Origin of the sequence: Prescottella sp. R16, from assembly GCF_030656875.1 — a bacterium.
In the GTDB taxonomy this organism is placed as follows: Bacteria; Actinomycetota; Actinomycetes; order Mycobacteriales; family Mycobacteriaceae; genus Prescottella.
Genome location: NZ_CP130943.1, coordinates 1,424,379 through 1,442,058, shown reverse-complemented (window position 1 = coordinate 1,442,058; position 17,680 = coordinate 1,424,379). Strand labels below are relative to the sequence as shown.

At 69.7% G+C, this 17,680-nt stretch carries 18 protein-coding genes; 8 read left to right on the top strand and 10 right to left on the bottom strand.

What is annotated here, in order from left to right:
- Window positions 1-67 precede the first annotated feature (67 nt).
- From Q5696_RS06840 to Q5696_RS06820, 5 genes are all read right to left on the bottom strand, one after another.
- On the bottom strand, window positions 68-1,060 hold the full coding sequence (locus Q5696_RS06840) for an AraC family transcriptional regulator (protein WP_305094443.1): 993 nt from the start codon (window positions 1,058-1,060) through the stop codon (window positions 68-70).
- 326 nt (window positions 1,061-1,386) lie between these two features.
- Entirely contained in the window at window positions 1,387-2,172 is a 786-nt protein-coding gene (locus tag Q5696_RS06835) for a maleylpyruvate isomerase N-terminal domain-containing protein (protein WP_305094442.1), read from the bottom strand.
- Entirely contained in the window at window positions 2,169-2,798 is a 630-nt protein-coding gene (locus Q5696_RS06830) for an alpha/beta hydrolase (RefSeq protein ID WP_305094441.1), read from the bottom strand. Before Q5696_RS06830 ends, Q5696_RS06835 begins: the two co-directional genes overlap by 4 nt.
- 43 nt (window positions 2,799-2,841) lie before the next feature.
- Entirely contained in the window at window positions 2,842-4,020 is a 1,179-nt protein-coding gene (locus Q5696_RS06825) for an amino acid deaminase/aldolase (RefSeq protein ID WP_305094440.1), read from the bottom strand.
- A gap of 13 nt (window positions 4,021-4,033) precedes the next feature.
- The gene (locus Q5696_RS06820) at window positions 4,034-4,735 is read right to left on the bottom strand and encodes a TetR/AcrR family transcriptional regulator (protein ID WP_305094439.1); all 702 of its coding nucleotides are present in this window, start codon (window positions 4,733-4,735) and stop codon (window positions 4,034-4,036) included.
- 77 nt (window positions 4,736-4,812) lie between these two features.
- Here Q5696_RS06820 and Q5696_RS06815 point away from each other — a divergent pair, with 77 nt between their 5' ends.
- From Q5696_RS06815 to Q5696_RS06800, 4 genes are all read left to right on the top strand, one after another.
- Window positions 4,813-6,123, top strand: a complete 1,311-nt coding sequence (locus Q5696_RS06815) for a D-arabinono-1,4-lactone oxidase (RefSeq protein WP_305094438.1) — start codon at window positions 4,813-4,815, stop codon at window positions 6,121-6,123.
- Window positions 6,124-6,146: 23 nt separating this feature from the next.
- Window positions 6,147-7,469 carry an amidase family protein gene (locus tag Q5696_RS06810; protein ID WP_305094437.1) on the top strand — a complete coding sequence of 441 codons (1,323 nt, stop codon included), beginning with the start codon at window positions 6,147-6,149 and terminating at the stop codon, window positions 7,467-7,469.
- 60 nt (window positions 7,470-7,529) lie between these two features.
- Entirely contained in the window at window positions 7,530-7,655 is a 126-nt protein-coding gene (locus Q5696_RS06805) for a hypothetical protein (protein ID WP_305094436.1), read from the top strand.
- Window positions 7,656-7,974: 319 nt separating this feature from the next.
- Window positions 7,975-8,133 (top strand): hypothetical protein, encoded by a 159-nt coding sequence (locus Q5696_RS06800; RefSeq protein ID WP_305094435.1) that lies wholly within the window; start codon window positions 7,975-7,977, stop codon window positions 8,131-8,133.
- On the opposite strand, the gene Q5696_RS06795 is transcribed toward Q5696_RS06800, so the two are convergent.
- Window positions 8,125-8,502, bottom strand: coding sequence for a DUF488 domain-containing protein (locus Q5696_RS06795; RefSeq protein WP_305094434.1), 378 nt, complete (start codon window positions 8,500-8,502; stop codon window positions 8,125-8,127). The two genes, Q5696_RS06800 and Q5696_RS06795, sit on opposite strands and share 9 nt — an antisense overlap.
- A 245-nt stretch (window positions 8,503-8,747) precedes the next feature.
- Between Q5696_RS06795 and Q5696_RS06790 the strand changes: the two genes are divergently transcribed.
- The 4 genes from Q5696_RS06790 to Q5696_RS06775 all read left to right on the top strand — a co-directional run bounded on the left by Q5696_RS06790 (window position 8,748) and on the right by Q5696_RS06775 (window position 11,803).
- Window positions 8,748-9,005, top strand: coding sequence for a hypothetical protein (locus Q5696_RS06790; RefSeq protein WP_305094433.1), 258 nt, complete (start codon window positions 8,748-8,750; stop codon window positions 9,003-9,005).
- Between the two features lie 10 nt (window positions 9,006-9,015).
- The gene (locus Q5696_RS06785; protein ID WP_305094432.1) at window positions 9,016-10,818 is read left to right on the top strand and encodes a molybdopterin-dependent oxidoreductase; all 1,803 of its coding nucleotides are present in this window, start codon (window positions 9,016-9,018) and stop codon (window positions 10,816-10,818) included.
- 112 nt (window positions 10,819-10,930) lie between these two features.
- Window positions 10,931-11,470 (top strand): Dps family protein, encoded by a 540-nt coding sequence (locus tag Q5696_RS06780; RefSeq protein WP_305094431.1) that lies wholly within the window; start codon window positions 10,931-10,933, stop codon window positions 11,468-11,470.
- Window positions 11,471-11,542: 72 nt separating this feature from the next.
- On the top strand, window positions 11,543-11,803 hold the full coding sequence (locus Q5696_RS06775; RefSeq protein ID WP_305094430.1) for a GlsB/YeaQ/YmgE family stress response membrane protein: 261 nt from the start codon (window positions 11,543-11,545) through the stop codon (window positions 11,801-11,803).
- 6 nt (window positions 11,804-11,809) lie between these two features.
- On the opposite strand, the gene Q5696_RS06770 is transcribed toward Q5696_RS06775, so the two are convergent.
- The 4 genes from Q5696_RS06770 to Q5696_RS06755 all read right to left on the bottom strand — a co-directional run bounded on the left by Q5696_RS06770 (window position 11,810) and on the right by Q5696_RS06755 (window position 17,673).
- Complete coding sequence (locus Q5696_RS06770) at window positions 11,810-12,772, bottom strand: adenosine deaminase (RefSeq protein ID WP_305094429.1); 963 nt, start codon at window positions 12,770-12,772, stop codon at window positions 11,810-11,812.
- Window positions 12,769-14,274 carry a class I adenylate-forming enzyme family protein gene (locus Q5696_RS06765; protein ID WP_305094428.1) on the bottom strand — a complete coding sequence of 502 codons (1,506 nt, stop codon included), beginning with the start codon at window positions 14,272-14,274 and terminating at the stop codon, window positions 12,769-12,771. Before Q5696_RS06765 ends, Q5696_RS06770 begins: the two co-directional genes overlap by 4 nt.
- Window positions 14,275-14,318: 44 nt before the next feature.
- Window positions 14,319-15,188, bottom strand: coding sequence for an alpha/beta fold hydrolase (locus Q5696_RS06760; RefSeq protein ID WP_305094427.1), 870 nt, complete (start codon window positions 15,186-15,188; stop codon window positions 14,319-14,321).
- Window positions 15,189-15,282: 94 nt separating this feature from the next.
- Complete coding sequence (locus Q5696_RS06755) at window positions 15,283-17,673, bottom strand: ATP-binding protein (protein WP_305094426.1); 2,391 nt, start codon at window positions 17,671-17,673, stop codon at window positions 15,283-15,285.
- Window positions 17,674-17,680: the final 7 nt, after the last annotated feature.

The following is a 17,680-nucleotide window of genomic DNA, read 5'->3' as shown; positions in this document are numbered from 1 at the left end:
TTTCCGCGGCGACCATGTCCTCAATCGGCAATCACCGTCTCGAATCGGCAGATATCGATGATCGGCGTCACCCTCGCGCACGACGCAGGGTGTCGGACGGGTTCTCACCGAACCGTTGCCGGTAAGCCGCGGCGAAGACACCCATGTTGACGTATCCCCATGCACCTGCGGCGGCGGCGACGGTAGTCTCCGCCGGGGACGACAGCTCTCGCCGCACCCCTTCCAGTCGATGCTCGCGGAGACAGTCCCGTGGAGTGGTCCCGAGATACTCACGGAATGCTCCGGACAACGCCCGGACGCTGACACCGACCTCCTGGGCCACTTCGGCCACCGTCGGAAGGTCACGTGCGTTGTCCTCGATGTAGCGGACCGCTCGCCGAACGTAACCTGGCGCCGGCACCGCCGTGGCCGACGCCAGGTCGACGCCCGCACTCGCCGCCCATTCCTCGAGCAACTGCGCAGCGATGAGTTCCTGCAGATTCACCCCGATGCGGCCGTGCGCGACCACGTCGCGATCCGTCGCCAAGGTACGCGAAACATAATCCAACAACGCCAGCCACGGACTGTTCGGACCACCGACGACACACTTGTGCCGCCACAGTCGGTCGTCGGGAGCCCGACCCCACCAGCGCAACGCCAAATCGGCCAACAGCCGGTGCGGGACGGTGAGATTGAGCTGGAGGTGGTCTGCGTCGGCGGCAAACCTGTAGTCGACCCGACTGCAGTCGACGACGAACGTCTGTCCAGTCGTCAGGTCGACACTGGATTTCGAGTTCGTCTCGTGCCGCGTCCGTCCAGTCAAGGTGGTGAGCACGAGAATGTTTCCGGCCTCGGGCGCGAACTTGCCGAGCTCGACCGGAATCCCGTAGCTGAACCGGGTGAGCGTCATCTCGCCGATCTCCACCGAGAACATGTCGGACGCAGGTACGAGCGCGCGGCCCACCGGCCGGACCTCGTACGGCATGTACACCGCATCCGACCACTGCTTGATCGCATCCCAGTCGGTGACGGGCCCGACACCACGCTCGCGGCGGGTCCGGGGATCGAAGATCGACGGCACATCGAGAGTATAGGCAGCACCGAACACGTACTTTTCATACTTATAAGTAGTCTAAGTAGTCAAAGAGCCCGACATTGTACCGCGGCCGTACACCACGTCGCTGACGGACACGAAGACAATCGACCACACCGACAGCGAAGAATCGGCCCCGGCCGTCCCGCCGCCGCTCGCTACCGGGTGCCGAAGTCCAGCTGCAAGGACATGGTGATCGCCGCCGGATCGGATGCGACATCCAACGCGCACTCACCATCTGGATCGGCACCTGCCCGCTGTGTCACCACAGGTTTCCAACCCAACAAAGTCCTGCTGGACACCGCCCCGCACGGCTACAGCGCCGCAGCACCCCACATCGTCTCCGCGATCGCCTCGTCGCCGATCGTCTCGAGCCGGGACAGGGGGCGGCGGCGCCACACTGCCAGCAGCAGGTCCTGAGCGCGGCCGCGCAGCGCGACGTCGCCCTTCCGATGCTCCCGAGTGACCACGACATCGGCCTGGGTGAACGTCAGATGCCACTCCGCGTGCCCGGTGTCGGTGCCGTGCAGGTGGATGCTGCGCCCGTCCAGGCTCGGGAACCGCCCGGCCCGCGCCAACCTCGGCAGGAAGACGTGCGCCCACTCGTCGACGCCGTCGACCGCGATCGCCGGATCCAGCGCGGGAACGCTGGGCCCGCCGAGCGCCCGCATCGTGTCGGCGACGTCGATACGGTGGACCGCCACCTCGTGGACCTGCCGGCGCAGCCACCAGGAGACGGTGCCGGTACCGGACAGTGTCCGAACCGGCTGCGTGAGATCACGACTCGTGAACGCGTCGACGATCTCGTCGAGCGCGTCCCGGTACGCGTCGAGACAGGCCGGGCCGTGCGGGACCGGATCCGCGTCGGGGATCTGCGACAGTCGCGTGTCCGGCGACGACACCAGCACCGCGCGCACCCACCGGTGCACCTCGGCAGTGTGGCGTACGACGTCCTCGACGGTCCACCCCGGCACCGCCGGCACCGGCTCGGCCAGGGCCAGCGCGGGTGTCGCGGCGAGCATCTCGCCCTGCTCCCGCAGCGCGTCGAGCAGGATCGCGGGGGCGAGGTCGGAGCCGGGATGCGGTGCGGCGGAACTCATCCGCTCACAGTACTGGCCGACACGAACGCGGCGACATCGCCCGTCACGGTGCGGTGGATCTTCTCGTGCAGGAGGTCGTGGCCGGTGTCGGCGTACTCGCGCAGGGTCACCCCGGGCAGTCCCGACACCCATGCCCGCACACCGTCGACCGGTGCGAGCCGGTCGTCGACACCGTGGATCGCGAGCACCGGAAACCCGGCACGGGTGAAGTCCGACGTATCCGGCGTCTGTACAACGGATTTCGGGGTTCCACACAGGACAGCACCGCGGAACGGGTCGAGGGTGCGGCGCAGCAGCGTCACCGACACCGCCGCCCCGAGCGAATGCCCCATGAGGACCAACGGGAGCCCCGGCCGGTCGGCGACCGCGATCCCGGTGAGACGGGTGGCGTCGTCGGCGAGGCCGGCGAGCGGCCCAGGGGTGCCGGGGGTGCCCTCCGACAGCCCGTGCCCGGCCTGGTCGAGGCCCCACATCTCGATGCCGTGGGCGGCCAGTCCGGCCGCGAACCGGTGGTAGTGGCCGGTGTGCTGGCCCATGCCGTGCAGGAACACGACCCCGGCCCGGGGCGCGTCGACGGTCCAGCGGCGGTAGTGGATCTGTCCGGTGGCCCCGGCGAAGAACGGCATGACGGCCATTCTGCCGGTCCGTCTCGGCGGTCGGCGCCACCGGTCAGCCGAAACAGTGCCCCTCACCGCGGTACGTGGGCGCGGCGACGGCGCTGCCGTCGGTGTCCACGACGTGCACGGTGGTGAAGCGTTCGCACATCTCCCCGGCCTTGGCATGCCGGAACCACACCCGGTCCCCCACTGCCAGTTCGGCCGCGGCAGCGCCGGTCACCGGGGTCTGGACCTCGCCCGCGCCCTCGTTGCGGAGCAGCTTCAGTCCGTGCGGCCACACCGGCGCCGGGACACGGGACGCGCCCGCCGGCCCGGACGCGATATAGCCGCCGCCGAACAGCGTGGTGATCCGCGGTGCCGGTTTGCGGACCGCGGGCAGCGCGAAGAACATCGCCGGACGCGGTGTGAACGAGTGGTAGCGGTCGAACAGTGTGGGCACGTACAGGCCCGATCCGGCGGTGACCTCGGTGACCACCGCATCCGCGGAACTCACCTCGAGCGAGCCCGTGCCACCGCTGTTGACGATCTCGAGCCGGCCCACCTCCGCGGTCACGGCGTCGACGACCGCCGTTCGGCGCGTGGACAGTTCGGCCGCCGAGGCCTTCTTCACCAGCCGCACCGCGAGACTCGTGTCGGGCAGACCGGCGATCTGCGCCTCGTAGAACATCACCCCGGCCACCACGAACCCGCGATCCCGTGCGGCCCGGGCCAGTCGGGCGACGTCACCGGGGTCGCGCAGCGGGGAGCGACGCACCCCGAGATGCGCCGGACCGATCCGCAGCGACGCGTCCACGTCGAGGCACACGCGCGGCCGCACCCGTTCGGAGCCGACGGCGTCCCGGATCAGGTCGAGATGCGCACCCGAGTCGATCATGAGGGTGATCCGCTGCGGCAGAACGGGATCGGAACCGAGTTCGGCGAGCGCGCCGCGGTCGACGGTGGGATAGCCGACGAGGACGTCCTCGGCCCCGAGCCGGGCCAGCCAGATCGCCTCGCGCAACGAGTACGCCATGATGCCCCGGAATCCACCGGACGCCGTCAGTCCCTGCCCGAGGACCGTCTCGAGGACCGTCCGGCAGCGCACCGACTTGCTCGCCACCCGCACCGGTGTGCCCGCGGCCCGCCGCACCAGATCGGCCGCGTTGACCTGCAGGGTCCCGAGATCGACCGCGGCGAGCGGCGGGTCGAGATGTGCGGTGGCGGTGGCCAGTCGGTGGATCGGTGCGGTCATGACGACCAGTCGATCACTCTCCTGAACGATTGTCCAGGTTCGATTCCGTTTCCGCCGCAGTCACATCGCCCGGCTCGACCTCGACCGCCTTGGCCGCGACGATCCGCACCAGATCGTCGAGCTCGGCGACGATCGCGTCGCTGTCCCGGTCCACCAGCCACCGCAACACGATGCCGTCGATGACCGCGAGCGCGAACCGGGCGATCGACGCCACCGGCTCCGTCCATGTGCACCCGGTCCGGCGTGTCGCCTCACCGAGGAACACGGTGGCCTCGACGTCCATGACGCGGTACTGCTCCTCGGCGATACTGCCGGCCATCGGCGCGCCGGCGGCACGATGCCGCAGGGCGTACGCCGTGATCTCGTAGGTGAGCAACTGCCGGTCCGCGAACGCCTCGAGCAGCGACCACATCGCGGTCAGACCGGTGTGCAGCACCTCCCGCAGATCCTGCAGACCGCTCAGCTCCCGGCCGTCCCACACCGACGCGAACGTCTCGCGCACACCGCCGCTGAGCTGCAGCACCAGGCTCTCGGCCATGGCCGCGACCAATGCTTCCTTGCTCTCGAAGCAGTAGTGCACGACCCCGAGGGAGACGCCGGCCTCCTCCGCGACGGCACGAATCGTCACCGACGCGATCCCACCCCGTTCGGCGATCGAGAGTGCAGCTTCGACGAGTTGGGCGCGACGTTCTTCCGCAGGGAGCCGGTTCAGCATCCCCCGATCGTAAGTCTTGCGACCGAAAATTCGTGTTCCATTTGCCTGGACGCTCGTCCAAGAGAATAGTGACCCAGGTGACAAAAGACACGTGGCGCAATTGGGCGGGGACCCACTCGTCGACACCGCACCGCTTCGCGACTCCGCGATCGGTGGCGGAACTGAGCACGCTGACAGCGGACGCGACCGAGCAGGGACTGCGCGTCAAGGCCGTGGGGGCCGGCCACTCGTTCACCGGTATCGCCGTCACCGGCGGCGTCCTGGTGAGCCTGGACCATCTCACCGGCATCGAATCGGTACGCGACACCCCGGAGGGGCCGATCGTGACCGTGTGGGCGGGCACACGACTGCGGAACCTCAACGAGCAGTTGTGGGACCGTGGGCTCGCGATGATCAACCTCGGTGACATCGACGTGCAGTCGATCGCCGGGGCCCTGGCCACCGGCACCCACGGCACCGGCGCCCGATTCGGCGGGCTCGCGACCCTGATCCGCGGCCTGCAGATCGTGCTGGCCGACGGCAGCGTCGTCAACTGCTCGGACACCGAGAACCCGGACCTGTACGAGGCCGCGAAAGTCGGTCTCGGTGCACTCGGCATCGTCACCAAGGTCGATCTCGCGGTGCAGTCCGCCTACACGATGCGGGCGGTCGAGGGCCCGGCCCGGCTCGGCGAGACCCTCGACGGCCTCGAGCACGACCTCGCGACCGTCGACCACTTCGAGTTCTACTGGTTCCCGCACACCGACCGGGTGCTCACCAAACGCAACACCCGCCTGCCGGGCGACACACCGTTGCGTCCGGTGGGCCGGGTGAGCGGCTACATCGACGACGAACTGCTCTCCAACACGGTCTTCGAAGGCATCAACCGGGCCACGGTCCTGTGGCCCGCGATGATCCCGCAGATCAACCAGGTCTCGGCACGGGTGCTGTCGGCCCGCGAGTTCACCGATCGCAGCTACCGCGTGTTCGCGTCACCGCGCCGCGTGAAGTTCCGCGAGATGGAGTACGCGATCCCGCAGGCCGCCGTGAAGGACACGCTCCGGGAGATCGAGACGTGGCTGGACCGATCGGGGTGCCGGGTCGCATTCCCCGTCGAGGTGCGTTTCGCCCCGGCCGACGACGTGTGGATGTCCACCGCGCACGGCCGCGACAGCGCGTACATCGCCGTCCACCAGTACCACCGGCGGGAGCATCGCGAATACTTCGACGCGGTGGAGGCGATCACCCGCGCCGTCGACGGACGTCCGCACTGGGGCAAGATGCACGGCCGCACAGCCGCGGATCTGCGTCCCACGTATGCGCGTTTCGACGACTTCTGCACCGTCCGAGACAAGTACGATCCGTCCCGGACGTTCGACAACGACTACCTCCGGCAGGTGCTGGCCTGACCGGAGCCCCCGGAGAGGCCCTCATGACCGGATCGTCCCACCTGGACCGCCGCTCGTTCCTGCGGGCGAGTGCGCTGGCCGCCGGCGTGGGTGGCGCCGCCCTGCTCACCGGTTGTGGTGCGGGACTGCGTGATCCGGAGGTGCCGCCACTCCCCGGCGGAAACACGGTGGCCGCCGATCCGGTCACGTGGCGGGTGCAGGGAGATCCGCTCGTCGGTGCGGCGGGGGCGGGCCGCGCGGACGGGCTCACGGTCGCGGTCACCGACCTGTTCGCGGTGCGCGGGCAGCGCATCGGGGCCGGCAATCCGGGATGGCTCGGCCAGGCCGCGGTGGAGACGACCACCGCGGACGCTGTCGCCGCGCTGCTCGCCGGTGGCGCCCGCGTCGTCGGGATCGCGCAGACCGTCGACTTCGGATTCGGCCACTCCGGCATCAATGCTTCGTACGGGACGCCGACGAATCCTGCTGCGCCGGGACGGATTCCGGGTGGAGCCACCTCCGGTGCCGCCACCGCCGTCGCGAGCGGGTCGGCCCGGGTCGGGCTCGGACCGGACACCACCGGGTCGATCCGGATCCCGGCCGCCTACCAGGGTCTGTTCGGGTTCGTCCCCACCCGGGACGCGGTGTCCACGGCGGGCATGCTGCCGCTGTCCCGGACCTTCGACGCCGTCGGGTGGATCTGCGCGGACGCCGCGACCCTCGCCGCCGTCGGCGACGTGCTGCTGCCGACGGCGGCGACACACCCGATCGATACCGCCGTGGTGTCCCCCGGTGTCGTCGCGATCGCCGACGCGGTCGTCGCGCCCGCCGTCGACGCCGCCCTCGCCCGATGGCGGCGGTCCGGGCTGCCCGCCCTGTCGACCGTCGACGTCGATCTCGCCGCCCTCCCGGACTGGTACGACGCGGTCCGCGCCGTACAGGGCTACGAGGCGTGGCAGCAGTACGGCGGCTGGGTGTCGACCGCGACCGGTTCGATCGGCGACGAGGCCCGCGCGAACTTCCTCGACGCCGCGAAGGTGTCGGAGTCGACGTACCGGCGCCGCCTCGACGAGGTGACGGCGGCCGGACACATCGTGCAGGATCTCGTCGGCAGCGGGGTGCTGCTCGTCCCGACCACCGCGACACCCGCCCCGTCGACGACCGACGACCCGGCCAACGTCCGGGTCGCGGAACAGTTGCGCAGCACCGGCCTGCTCACCGCGATCGCCACCGTCGCCGGACTACCGACCGCGACCGTCCCGCTCCGCACCGACGGCCTGCCGGCGGGGCTGTCGGTGATCGGGCCCGCCGGACGGGACCGGGACGTGCTCGCGCTGGCCGCGAAGGTCGCCGACCTGGTCGGTTGAGTGCCAAGGTGGAACCGAGGGCCTCCCGCCCCGGGGAGGCACCGGCTCGAAGGAGCCGTCATGCGCCCACCGGTCGATCCCGTCCCACCGACACGCTGCGCGGCCTGCGCGGTCGCGCTCGCCGTCGCACTCGTGGTGGGCGGCTGCCGGACCGTGGCCGATCCGCCACCGGACCCGGCCCCGTGACAGACTCGCGGACCGGCCTGGTCGTCGCGGGTGACGACCACCTCGGTCGCAACGGGCGGCACCGTCGTGTTCGTCGAGAAACACCCGTCGGTGCCGCTGCTGTTCCGGCCCGTCCGGATCTACGATCCCGAGCCGTGGGCAGGCTGGTACGTCGACGGAGGCCTGCGCCTGAACGCCCCGCTCAGCCCGGCGATCGCGTTCGGCTGCGACCGGCTCGGTGTCGTCGCTACCCAGCCGATGACGCGGCGACATCGCCGCCCTCGCCGACGACGCGTTCCACGCCCGGTACGGCACGTTCGGCCTCGCCCGGAATCCGTCGATGTGGATGCTGTCGCGGCTCATCGGTGGCGACCCCGACGACCACGGCAACCTGCTCAGCTATCTGTTCTTCGACCCGGCGTTCACCCGGCGGGCGGTTCGTCTCGGACGTCGGCACACCCGGCGACAGCTCGGAACGAGCAGTATCGGATCAGGATGACGCCCGGCCCGCGACCACGTCGGCGAGCACCGCGGCCTCGCTGATGTCGACGGCCTTCGTCGCGGTCAGCAGCGTCAGCGTGCCGTCGCGTGCCAGCTCGCGCAGGTGCTCGACGGCGGCCGCGTGCTCGTCCTCGGTGAGTTCGTCGAGGTAGCGGCGGGTGAACTCGTCGAACCGGTCCGGCTCGTGCCCGTACCACTTGCGCAGGTCGGTCGACGGCGCGATCTGCTTGCACCACTCGTCGAGATGCGCGCGTTCCTTGCTGACGCCGCGCGGCCAGATCCGGTCGACGAGGACCCGGGTGCCGTCGTGGGAGTCGGGTTCCTCGTAGATGCGGCGCACCCGGACCCGTCCGTCCGTCTTCACCATCGTGTTCCCTCCCGTTCGGGGCGTGTCCTCGACACAACCAGGCCGGTCACGACCCGTCAACGTGCAGGGGTGCGTCCCGACCGGCCCGGTGCCGTTCTGGACATGGACCCGATCCACCGGGCCGGTGTGCCACGAGCACCGTGCCACGACCGTGAGGAGGTGGGGACGATGAAATCCGGTCACAGCCACGGTCACAGTCCCTGCCCGACCGTGCGGCTCGCGCGGACGACCGAAGGGTCGTTGTCATGTCCACCGTCTTCTCCGTCCCGGCCTTCCCCTCGCCCCCGCCGGCTCTCCTGACCCCGCCGGTGCTCTCCGACCCCCGGCTGTCGACCGCTGCGGACACGCTCTCCACCGCCATGACCCTGGGGAGTCTCACCGGCACGATCGTCGGCGCCGCTGTGGGCACCTCCGTCGGGGCATTCGTCGGCACCGTCACCGTCGGCGGTATCGCCCTGATCGAGGTGTCCGCCCTGCTCGTGCGCCACGCACCGGTGGCGTAGCGTCGAAGTCATGGGCTCTGTCGATCGCCCTGCCCCTGATCGACCCACCGGTTCCACACCGAGCGCCCACGGGGCGGGCAGTACCTCACTCTCCGATCGTCGTCCGAGGCTCGAACCCGGCAACGACGTCCTCGATCCCGGCACGTGGGCCGGGCGGATACCGCACACCGGCGGTATCGCGCCCCGCCTGCGCATCGGCCGCGACAGATGGTTCAACGTCCTGTGGCTGCTGCCGATCGGATTCGTCGTGCTCATCTCGGCTGTCGCGATCGCCAAGGGCGTCCACAACATTCCGGCGATGCAGGACTTCATGGTCCGGCATCCCGGCACCCACGTGCCCGTCGAACTCGAGGAACATCAGGGGTTCCCCGCGTGGGTGCAGTGGCAGCACTTCTTCAACCTGTTCCTGATGACGTTCATCATCCGGTCCGGGATCCAGATCTTCGTCGACCATCCGCGGTTGTACTTCACCCGCGACTGCACCCCCGGCAAGGAGTGGCTGCGCGTCCAGCACCGGGTGCCGAAGGGGCGTGTGTGGACCGCGAAGGAGGATTCCGTCGGCCTGCCCGGCCAGGTCGGTCTGCCCGGGATCCGGCACTCGATCGGATTGGCCCGGTGGTGGCACCTCGGCGCCGACGTGCTGTGGCTGGTCAACGGGATCGTGTTCTTCGTGTTGCTGTTCACCACCGGCCAGTGGCGGCACCTGGTCCCGTCCAGCTGGGAGGTGTTCCCGAACGCGGTGACCGTCCTGGTCCGCTATCTGTCGCTGGACTGGCCGACGGACAACGGCTGGATCGTCTACAACAGCCTGCAACTGCTCACGTACTTCCTCACCGTGTTCGTGTTCGCGCCACTCGCGGTGCTGTCCGGGCTGGCGATGTCGCCGGCGTTGTCGACGCGGTTCCCGTGGATCGGCAAGCCGCTCAACATCCAGTTGGCCCGCTCGATCCACTTCCTGGTGATGGTGTGGTTCGTGCAGTTCATCGTCATTCATGTGACGTTCGTGGTGACGACGAGCGCACTGCGCAACTTCAACCACATGTTCGCCGGACGCGACGACGACTCGTGGATCGGATTCGGGGTCTTCTGCGTCGCACTGGTCGTGACGACCGTCGCGTGGGTCGCGGCCACCCCGTTCACGTTCCGGCATCCGCGCGTCGTGCAGCGGGTCGGGTACGCGCTGATCGGACCGTTCCAGCGACTGTTCGAGTACGTGAACCCGAAACCCGGCGCCTACACCGACGACGACGTCTCCCCGTATCTGTGGCCCAACGGCACCACCCCCGACAGCGCCGAGTACAAACACCTGGCGGAAAACGACTTTCGTGACTACCGACTGCGGGTCTTCGGGCTCGTCGAGCACCCCGTCGACCTGTCCCTCGACGACCTGCACGCCCTGCCCCACCACGAGCAGACCACGCAGCACTTCTGCATCCAGGGGTGGTCGGGGGTCGCGAAATGGGGTGGCGTGTCGATGCAGACGATCGTCGACCTCGTCCACCCCCTGCCCGACGCGAAATGGGTCGTCTTCTATTCCCTCGCCGAAGGTTCCGACGGCGGCACCTACTACGACGCGCACCCGGTCGAGCAGATGGGCCACCACCTGACGATGCTCGCGTACGACATGAACGACGCACCCCTCACGTTCGATCACGGTTCACCGCTGCGGCTGCGCAACGAACTCCAGCACGGGTTCAAACACGTCAAATGGGTCGGCGCAATCGAATTCGTCCGGCACTTCTCCGAAGTCGGTGGCGGCCACGGGGGTTACAACGAGGACCACGAGTACTACGGTCACCGGCAATCCATCTGAGCCCGCGCCTGCTCCTGCTTCTGCTTCTGCTTCCCGGAAATTTATCTGCCGTGCAGAACACAGATTTCCGAGTACGGTCGATCGTGCACCCTCGACGAAAGGACAGCAGAAGATGACCACCTTCACAGTTCCCGGACTCACCACCGAGCAGGGAGCACGTGTCGCGTCCACACTGCAGAATCGACTGAGCGCCTACAACGACCTGCATCTGACTCTCAAGCACATCCACTGGAACGTCGTGGGCCCCAACTTCATCGGCGTCCACGAGATGCTCGATCCCCAGGTGGAGCTGGTGCGCGGCTACGCCGACGCGGCAGCCGAACGCATCGCGGCCCTCGGCGTCTCCCCGAAGGGCACCCCGGGCGCCGTCGAGAAGGACCGCACGTGGGACGACTACGCGGTGGGCCGTGACACGGCCCAGGCACATCTGGCGGCGCTCGATCTCGTCTACACCGGATTGATCGAGGACAACCGGAAGGCCATCGCGATGGCCGGCGATATCGATCCGATCACCGAGGACATGCTCATCGGCCAGACCGCGGAGTTGGAGAAGTTCCAGTGGTTCGTTCGCGCGCATCTCGAGAACTCGGGTGGCAAGCTGGTCGACGAGGGCGTATCCACCGAGATCGGTGCCGCCGACAGCGCACGCTGACGCGGCGACCGGCTCTGTCGCGAGACCCACGTCCGGCGGCGCCCCGACGCCGGCACGACGAAAGGACCGATCATGCTCTCTCTCGGAATCATCGGCTGGATCATCATCGGCGGTCTCGCCGGCTGGATCGGCAGCAAGATCATGAAGACCGACGAGCAGATGGGCATCCTGCTCAACGTCGTCGTCGGCATCGTCGGCGGCCTCATCGGCGGTTTCATCCTCAGCGCGTTCTTCGACGTCGAGAGCGGCGGCTGGTTCTTCAGTTTCCTGACCTGCCTGTTCGGCGCGATCATCCTGCTGTTCCTCGTCAAACTCGTCACCGGGCGACGCTGACCGGACCTACATCGCGAGCAGCTGCTCCTTGCGGGCCGGTGACGCGAACGACGCCTCGATCGAGTTGCGCGCCAACGTCTCCACCTCGCCGTCGGTGAGAGCGAGCTCCTCGCGCAGCCGGGCGAAGTTCACTCCGACGTCCCCGCCGAAATAGGCGGGGTCGTCGGAGTTCACCGTCACCTTCAGTCCGGCGTCGAGCATCGTCCGCAACGGGTGCTGCCCGAGCGAATCGACCACGCGCAGACGGACGTTCGACAGCGGGCACACCGTCAGCGGGATCTCCTCGTCGACCAGCCTCCGCACCAGTTCCGGATCTTCGAGGCAGCGCACACCGTGGTCGATGCGCTCGACTCCGAGTACGTCCAGTGCCTGCCGGATGTACTCCGGCGGCCCCTCCTCGCCGGCGTGCGCGACAGCGTGCAGTCCCTCCGCGCGGGCCCGCGCGAACACGTCCTCGAACAGGGTCGGCGGATTCCCCACCTCCGCGGAGTCGAGGCCGACCCCGATGATCGGCGCCCGCAGCCGCAACAGTTCGTCCAGCACCGCTTCCGCGTCGTGCACCGGCTGGTCCCGCAGGAACGACGCGATCAGTCCGGTGCTCATCCCGAACTCGTGTTCACTGACCGCCAGCACGTCGAGGATGCCGTCGAGCACCACCTGCAGCGGCACCCCCCGTGCGGTGTGCGCCTGCGGATCGAAGAAGATCTCCGCGTGCCGCACCCCGGCCGCCGCAGCCCGCCGCAGGTAGTCGCGGGTGAGGTCGGCGAAGTCGTCGGCAGTCCGCAGCACCGCCAGATTCGCGTAGTACAGGTCGAGGAACGACTGCAGATCGGTGAACTCGTAGCGGGACTCGAGGTCGGCGAGCGAGTCGTACGGCAGGTGCATGCGGTTGCGTTCGGCGAGCCCGAAGATCAGGTCCGGCCCGAGCGCACCCTCGATGTGCATGTGCAGTTCTGCGAATGCCGTCATCTCGGCCTGGGCTCCTTCGTCGAACAGCTGGTCTCCAACCATCGTCTCACTGCCGCCCGGTCGACCCGCCCCGTGGCCCCGCGTGGCAGTGCCGGAGCGCTGGCACACAGTTGCCGGGGCAGCCGGTGGCCGAGAGGCGCGTCGAGGAAACCGCGGACGGTGTCGAGCCGCAGATCGACGCCGGGTTCGGGCACCACCAGGACCCCCAGGTCCGGTCCCCGTGGAGTGTCGACGCCGACGGCGACGGCCTCGGCCACCCCCGGGCAGTCCAGTACCGCGTCCTCGACCTCCCGGCCGTAGACGACACCGCGCGGGATCTCGACGGCGTCCGCGGCCCGGCCCGCCATCCGCAGACCGCCGTCGGCGCCGATCCGCACGACGTCACCGGTGTGCAGCCAGCCGCCGGTGGTCGTGCGGGCGGTGCCGTCGGGGTCGGCCCAGTACCCCCGCATCACGCTCGGCCCCCGGCACCACAACTCCCCCGCCCCACTGCCGTCACCGGTACCGGTGACGGCGAACTCCATACCCTCGTGCAGCAGTTCGGCCGGGACCGGACGCGGGGCGATCGGGAACACCATCCCGGCGCCACCGGTCTCCGTCATGCCCCACCCGGTCACGATCTCCGCACCCGGGAACAGTTGCTGCAGCCGGATCACCGTCGCCGCGGAGACCGGTTCGTCGTCGAGTTCGAGGACCCGCACCGCAGCGGCGTCCGTCGACGCGGCCGCGAGCCGCCGCGCGAGGGGCGCGGTCACGCTCACCCGGTCGACCCGCTCCGCGGCGAGTACCCGGAGCAGCCCGTCGGGATCGGGGTCCGGCACCAGGACGACGGTGCCGCCGGACGCGAGGATCGGCAGCATCCGGGCGACACACGCCGACCCCGAACTCAGCGGCAGCAGCACCGCGTGCCGGTCACCGCCCCGGTTCTCCCGGGCGGCGAGTACCGCCTCGATCGTCGACAGCACGTTCTCGTGACTCAGTTCGACGCCCCTGGGCCGGCCGGTGGTGCCACCGGTGTAGAACAGCAACGCCGAATCCTGCGGGGAGGCACCGTCGTCGATGAACGGTGTCCCGGTGGGGAACTCGGTACCGGCGTCGAGGACGAGGATGCTGCCGCTGTCTGCGGCGATGTGCCGCAACTGCTCGGGGCCGCGCCCGGGATGTACCGGTACCGGCACCCCACCGGAGAGCAGCACTCCGAGGAACGCCTGGACCCATCGGGTCGAGTCGGGTATCCGGATCGCGACTCGGTCGCCGATGGAGACGCCCTGTTCGAGCAGGCCGCCGGCGATCCGCGCCGCCGACGTCCACAACTGCGCGTACGTGAGGCGGGGGCCGCCGACCTCGACGACGGCCTCGCGGGCCGCGTACCGGTGGGCGGCGATGTCGAGGAGTTCGGTGAGGCACGACGGCAGGCCCGTGAAGTGCAGCAGGCCGTCGGAGCGACGGACGATCCGGGAACACGGCACCGACGACGGCGAGGACGGGGACAACTCCGACACGGCCACCTCCACTGGTCGAGGACAGCCAGACTATATGACGTAGATCACAATCGCGCGGATCGTGTCAGCGCTGCGTGCACCGCCCGCCCGAACGCGCCCGGATCACCGATCAGCCAGCTGTGACAGCCGGCGACGCGGTGCACGTGCGGATCCCCCAACGCACGTCGCAACGATTCGAAACTGGCCTGCGGAACGAACGTGTCACCGCGGCTCCACAGCAGGGTCGTCGGGACGCCCCGATCCGCGACGTGCCCCGCCTCCGCCCGCAGATCCGCGCTGCGGGCGAGGTCCCCGATCCGCCACACGGATCCGGGCGCACGCACCGTGTTGCGCAGCGCATCACCGGTGATCGAGGCGAGCGTCGACACCGGCGTCCCACCGAGAATCGTGTCGACGGCCGCCGACGCCGCCCACCGCCACAGCGGACGCTGCCGGATCTCACGGACCGTCCCCGCCGGAGACCACGCACCACCACCGACCGCGTTGACGAGCACCAGTTGCGACACCCGGTCCCCCAGCGCGTGGGCCGACGCCAGCGCCACCCCGCCGCCGAACGAGTGCCCGACGACGGGAACGGCCCCGTCGAGGCCGACCGCGTCGAGGAATCCGCCGACCCAGCGGGCGTACCCGTCGAATCCCGAACCGGAACCCGACCCCTGCGGGGGCAGCGGATCGGTACCCCCGAAACCGGGCAGGGCCGGCGCGTACACCCGCACTCCGGACGCGGCGAGCGCACCGATCGCACCGGAATACGTGCGCGGGGTGAGCCCGAACCCGTGCAGGAACACCACCGGCCGTCCGGAACCGGCCACCGAGTACGGCACCGGCCGGCCGGTCACGGACGCCACCCGGACCTGTGGGCCGGACTCCGCCGCAGGCAGAATCGTCGGGCGCGGGAACGCGGCGCTGCGCATCGGGAGAACCTCGTCTCGGGTGATCGGTCGGGACCGATCCAGAATCACGTCCCGCAGCGACCCCGCACGACCGTAGAACTACCTGTTCCGATACTCACGTCGCCTGTTCGTTGCCGCGCTCGGCGACCCAGGCCGCGATCTGGGTGCGCGAGCCGAAACCGAGTTTCGCCAGCACCCGCTCGACGTGCCCCTCCGCGGTGCGCGGCGATATCACCAGCGTCTCGGCGATCTCCCGATTCGTCATCCCCTGCGCGACGAGGTCCGCGACCTGCTGTTCCCGGCGGGTCAGGGCGGGCGTCGTGTCCGACGGCACCACGATCCGCAGCGGCGCGGTGGGCGCGCCCATCTCCCGTCGGGTCAGGGCGGCCGTCCCGCGGTGACCGAACTCGGCCCGGCCCAGCGCGAAGTCGACGGCGTCCGCGAACCGGAAGTCGCCGCCGCGCTCGAAGGCCGCGTCGAACGCCCGATCCCCCAGCAGCCGCCGGCACTGCCGACGGCACTCCTCCGGGTATGCGAGCATCGTCGGAATCAGCACCGGCGGCACCCCCATCTCGCTCCGCAGCGCGTGCGCGGCACCCGACAGGATCGCGCCTCGCTCCCCCTGCCGGGCGTCCGCGGCCGCCCACGCCAACGACTCGAGGCAGCCGGCTCCGATGAAGTGATCGTCCACCGACCACGACAGCGGCAGCGCATCGGTGAACAGTCGCACCGCGCGGGCCCGCTCTCCCTCCCGCCACAGCGACAACCCCAACAGGTACATGGCCTGGGCCCGGAACTGGTGCTCGCCCCGCTCCCGCGTCAGTTCCAACACCTCCTCGTGGCAGGCCCGGGCCAGCGCGAGGTCCCCGATCATGCCGCCGGCCAGTCCCAGCGCCTCGAGCGCCCGGATCAGCTGGTAGAGGTCGGCGGCCGACCGCAGCACCGGCAGCACACTGCGCAGATCGGCGACCGCCGGTTCCAGATCGCCCCGGTACAGGCGCAGCCGCCCGGCCGCGTGCCGGGCCGACGCCGCCACCGTCCGATTCCCGCTCGCCTCGGCCAACTGCTCCGCCCGGCGAACGAACGCGGCCCCCGCCGTGAAGTCCTCCTGCATCGCCGCCAACTGCGCGGCCGCGCCCAGCACCGCCACCAGCACCGGCGTCGACTGTTCCCGGTCCTCCGCCCCCAGCACCCGCCGATACCACCGCCGCCCCTCGGTGAGCATGCCCCGGCAGAACCACAACGGGAACAGTGCCCGCAGCATCCGGAGGCCCCGGGTCCCGTCGGACACGCAATAGTCCAGTGCCTCGCGCAGATTCGAGCCGTCCCGGGCCAGCCGATCGATCAATTCCACCTGACGCGGACCGACCCAGCTGTCGTACGCGTACTCGGCCACCCGCAGATACCAGTCGCGGTGACGTCGCCGGCACTCGTCGAGCTCCCCCGACTCCTCGAGCTTCTCCCGCCCGTAGTCGCGCAACGTCTCGAGCATGCCGTACCGGGAGCCCTCCCCGGTGCCCTCGACCGTGAGGATCGACTTGTCGACCAGCGACATCACCAGATCGACGGCCTCGGGGGACGCCGCCGCATGCGAGCACACGCCCCGGACTGCGTCGATCCCGAACCCGCCCGCGAACACCGACAACCGACTCCACAGGTCGCGTTCGACCGGTGTGCACAGGTCGTAACTCCAGTCGATACTGAGCCGCAGCGTCTGCTGCCGGGTCGGTGCGCCGCGCATGCCCGCGGTGAGCAGCCGATACCGATCGGTGAGCCGCTCGAGGATCTGCTGCGGCGACAACACCCGGACCCGGGCCGCGGCCAGCTCGATCGGCAGCGGCAACCCGTCGAGCCGGTGACATATCTGCACGACCGCGACCCGATTGTCTTCCGTGACAGCAAATTCCGGTACCGCCGCCTGCGCCCGCTCGACGAACAGGGTCACCGACTCGTACCGCGGCAGCACCGACAGCGCGGGCGGCGACTCCGGATCCGGCACCGGGAGCGGTCCGACCCGCAGCACCGATTCACCACCGACCCCCAGGCTTTCCCGGCTCGTCGCGAGGATCCGCAGCATCGGACAGTCCCGCAACAGCACGTCGACGAGCTTCGCCACCGAATCCACCAGATGCTCACAGTTGTCGAGCACCAACAGCGCGGTCCGTCCGGCCAGGTGTTCCACCAGCAGGTCCGTCGGGGAACCCGTCGACTGTTCCTGCAGACCGAACACCGACGCGACCGTGTCGGGGACGAGTTCGGGGTCGTGCAGTTCGGCGAGTTCGACGAACCACACCCCGTCCGGGAATTCCCGCGCCACCTCGTGCGCGACGTGCAGGGCGAGCCGGGTCTTGCCGACACCACCGATACCGGTCGACGTCACCAGCCGGGACTGCACGAGTTGCCGCTTGGCCGCGGTGGACTCACGGCGACGGCCCACGAACGTGGTCAACGCCGACGGCAGATTTCCGGCACTGCCCCGCGTACTGCTGCGTACCGCTCGCGACATGGACCGC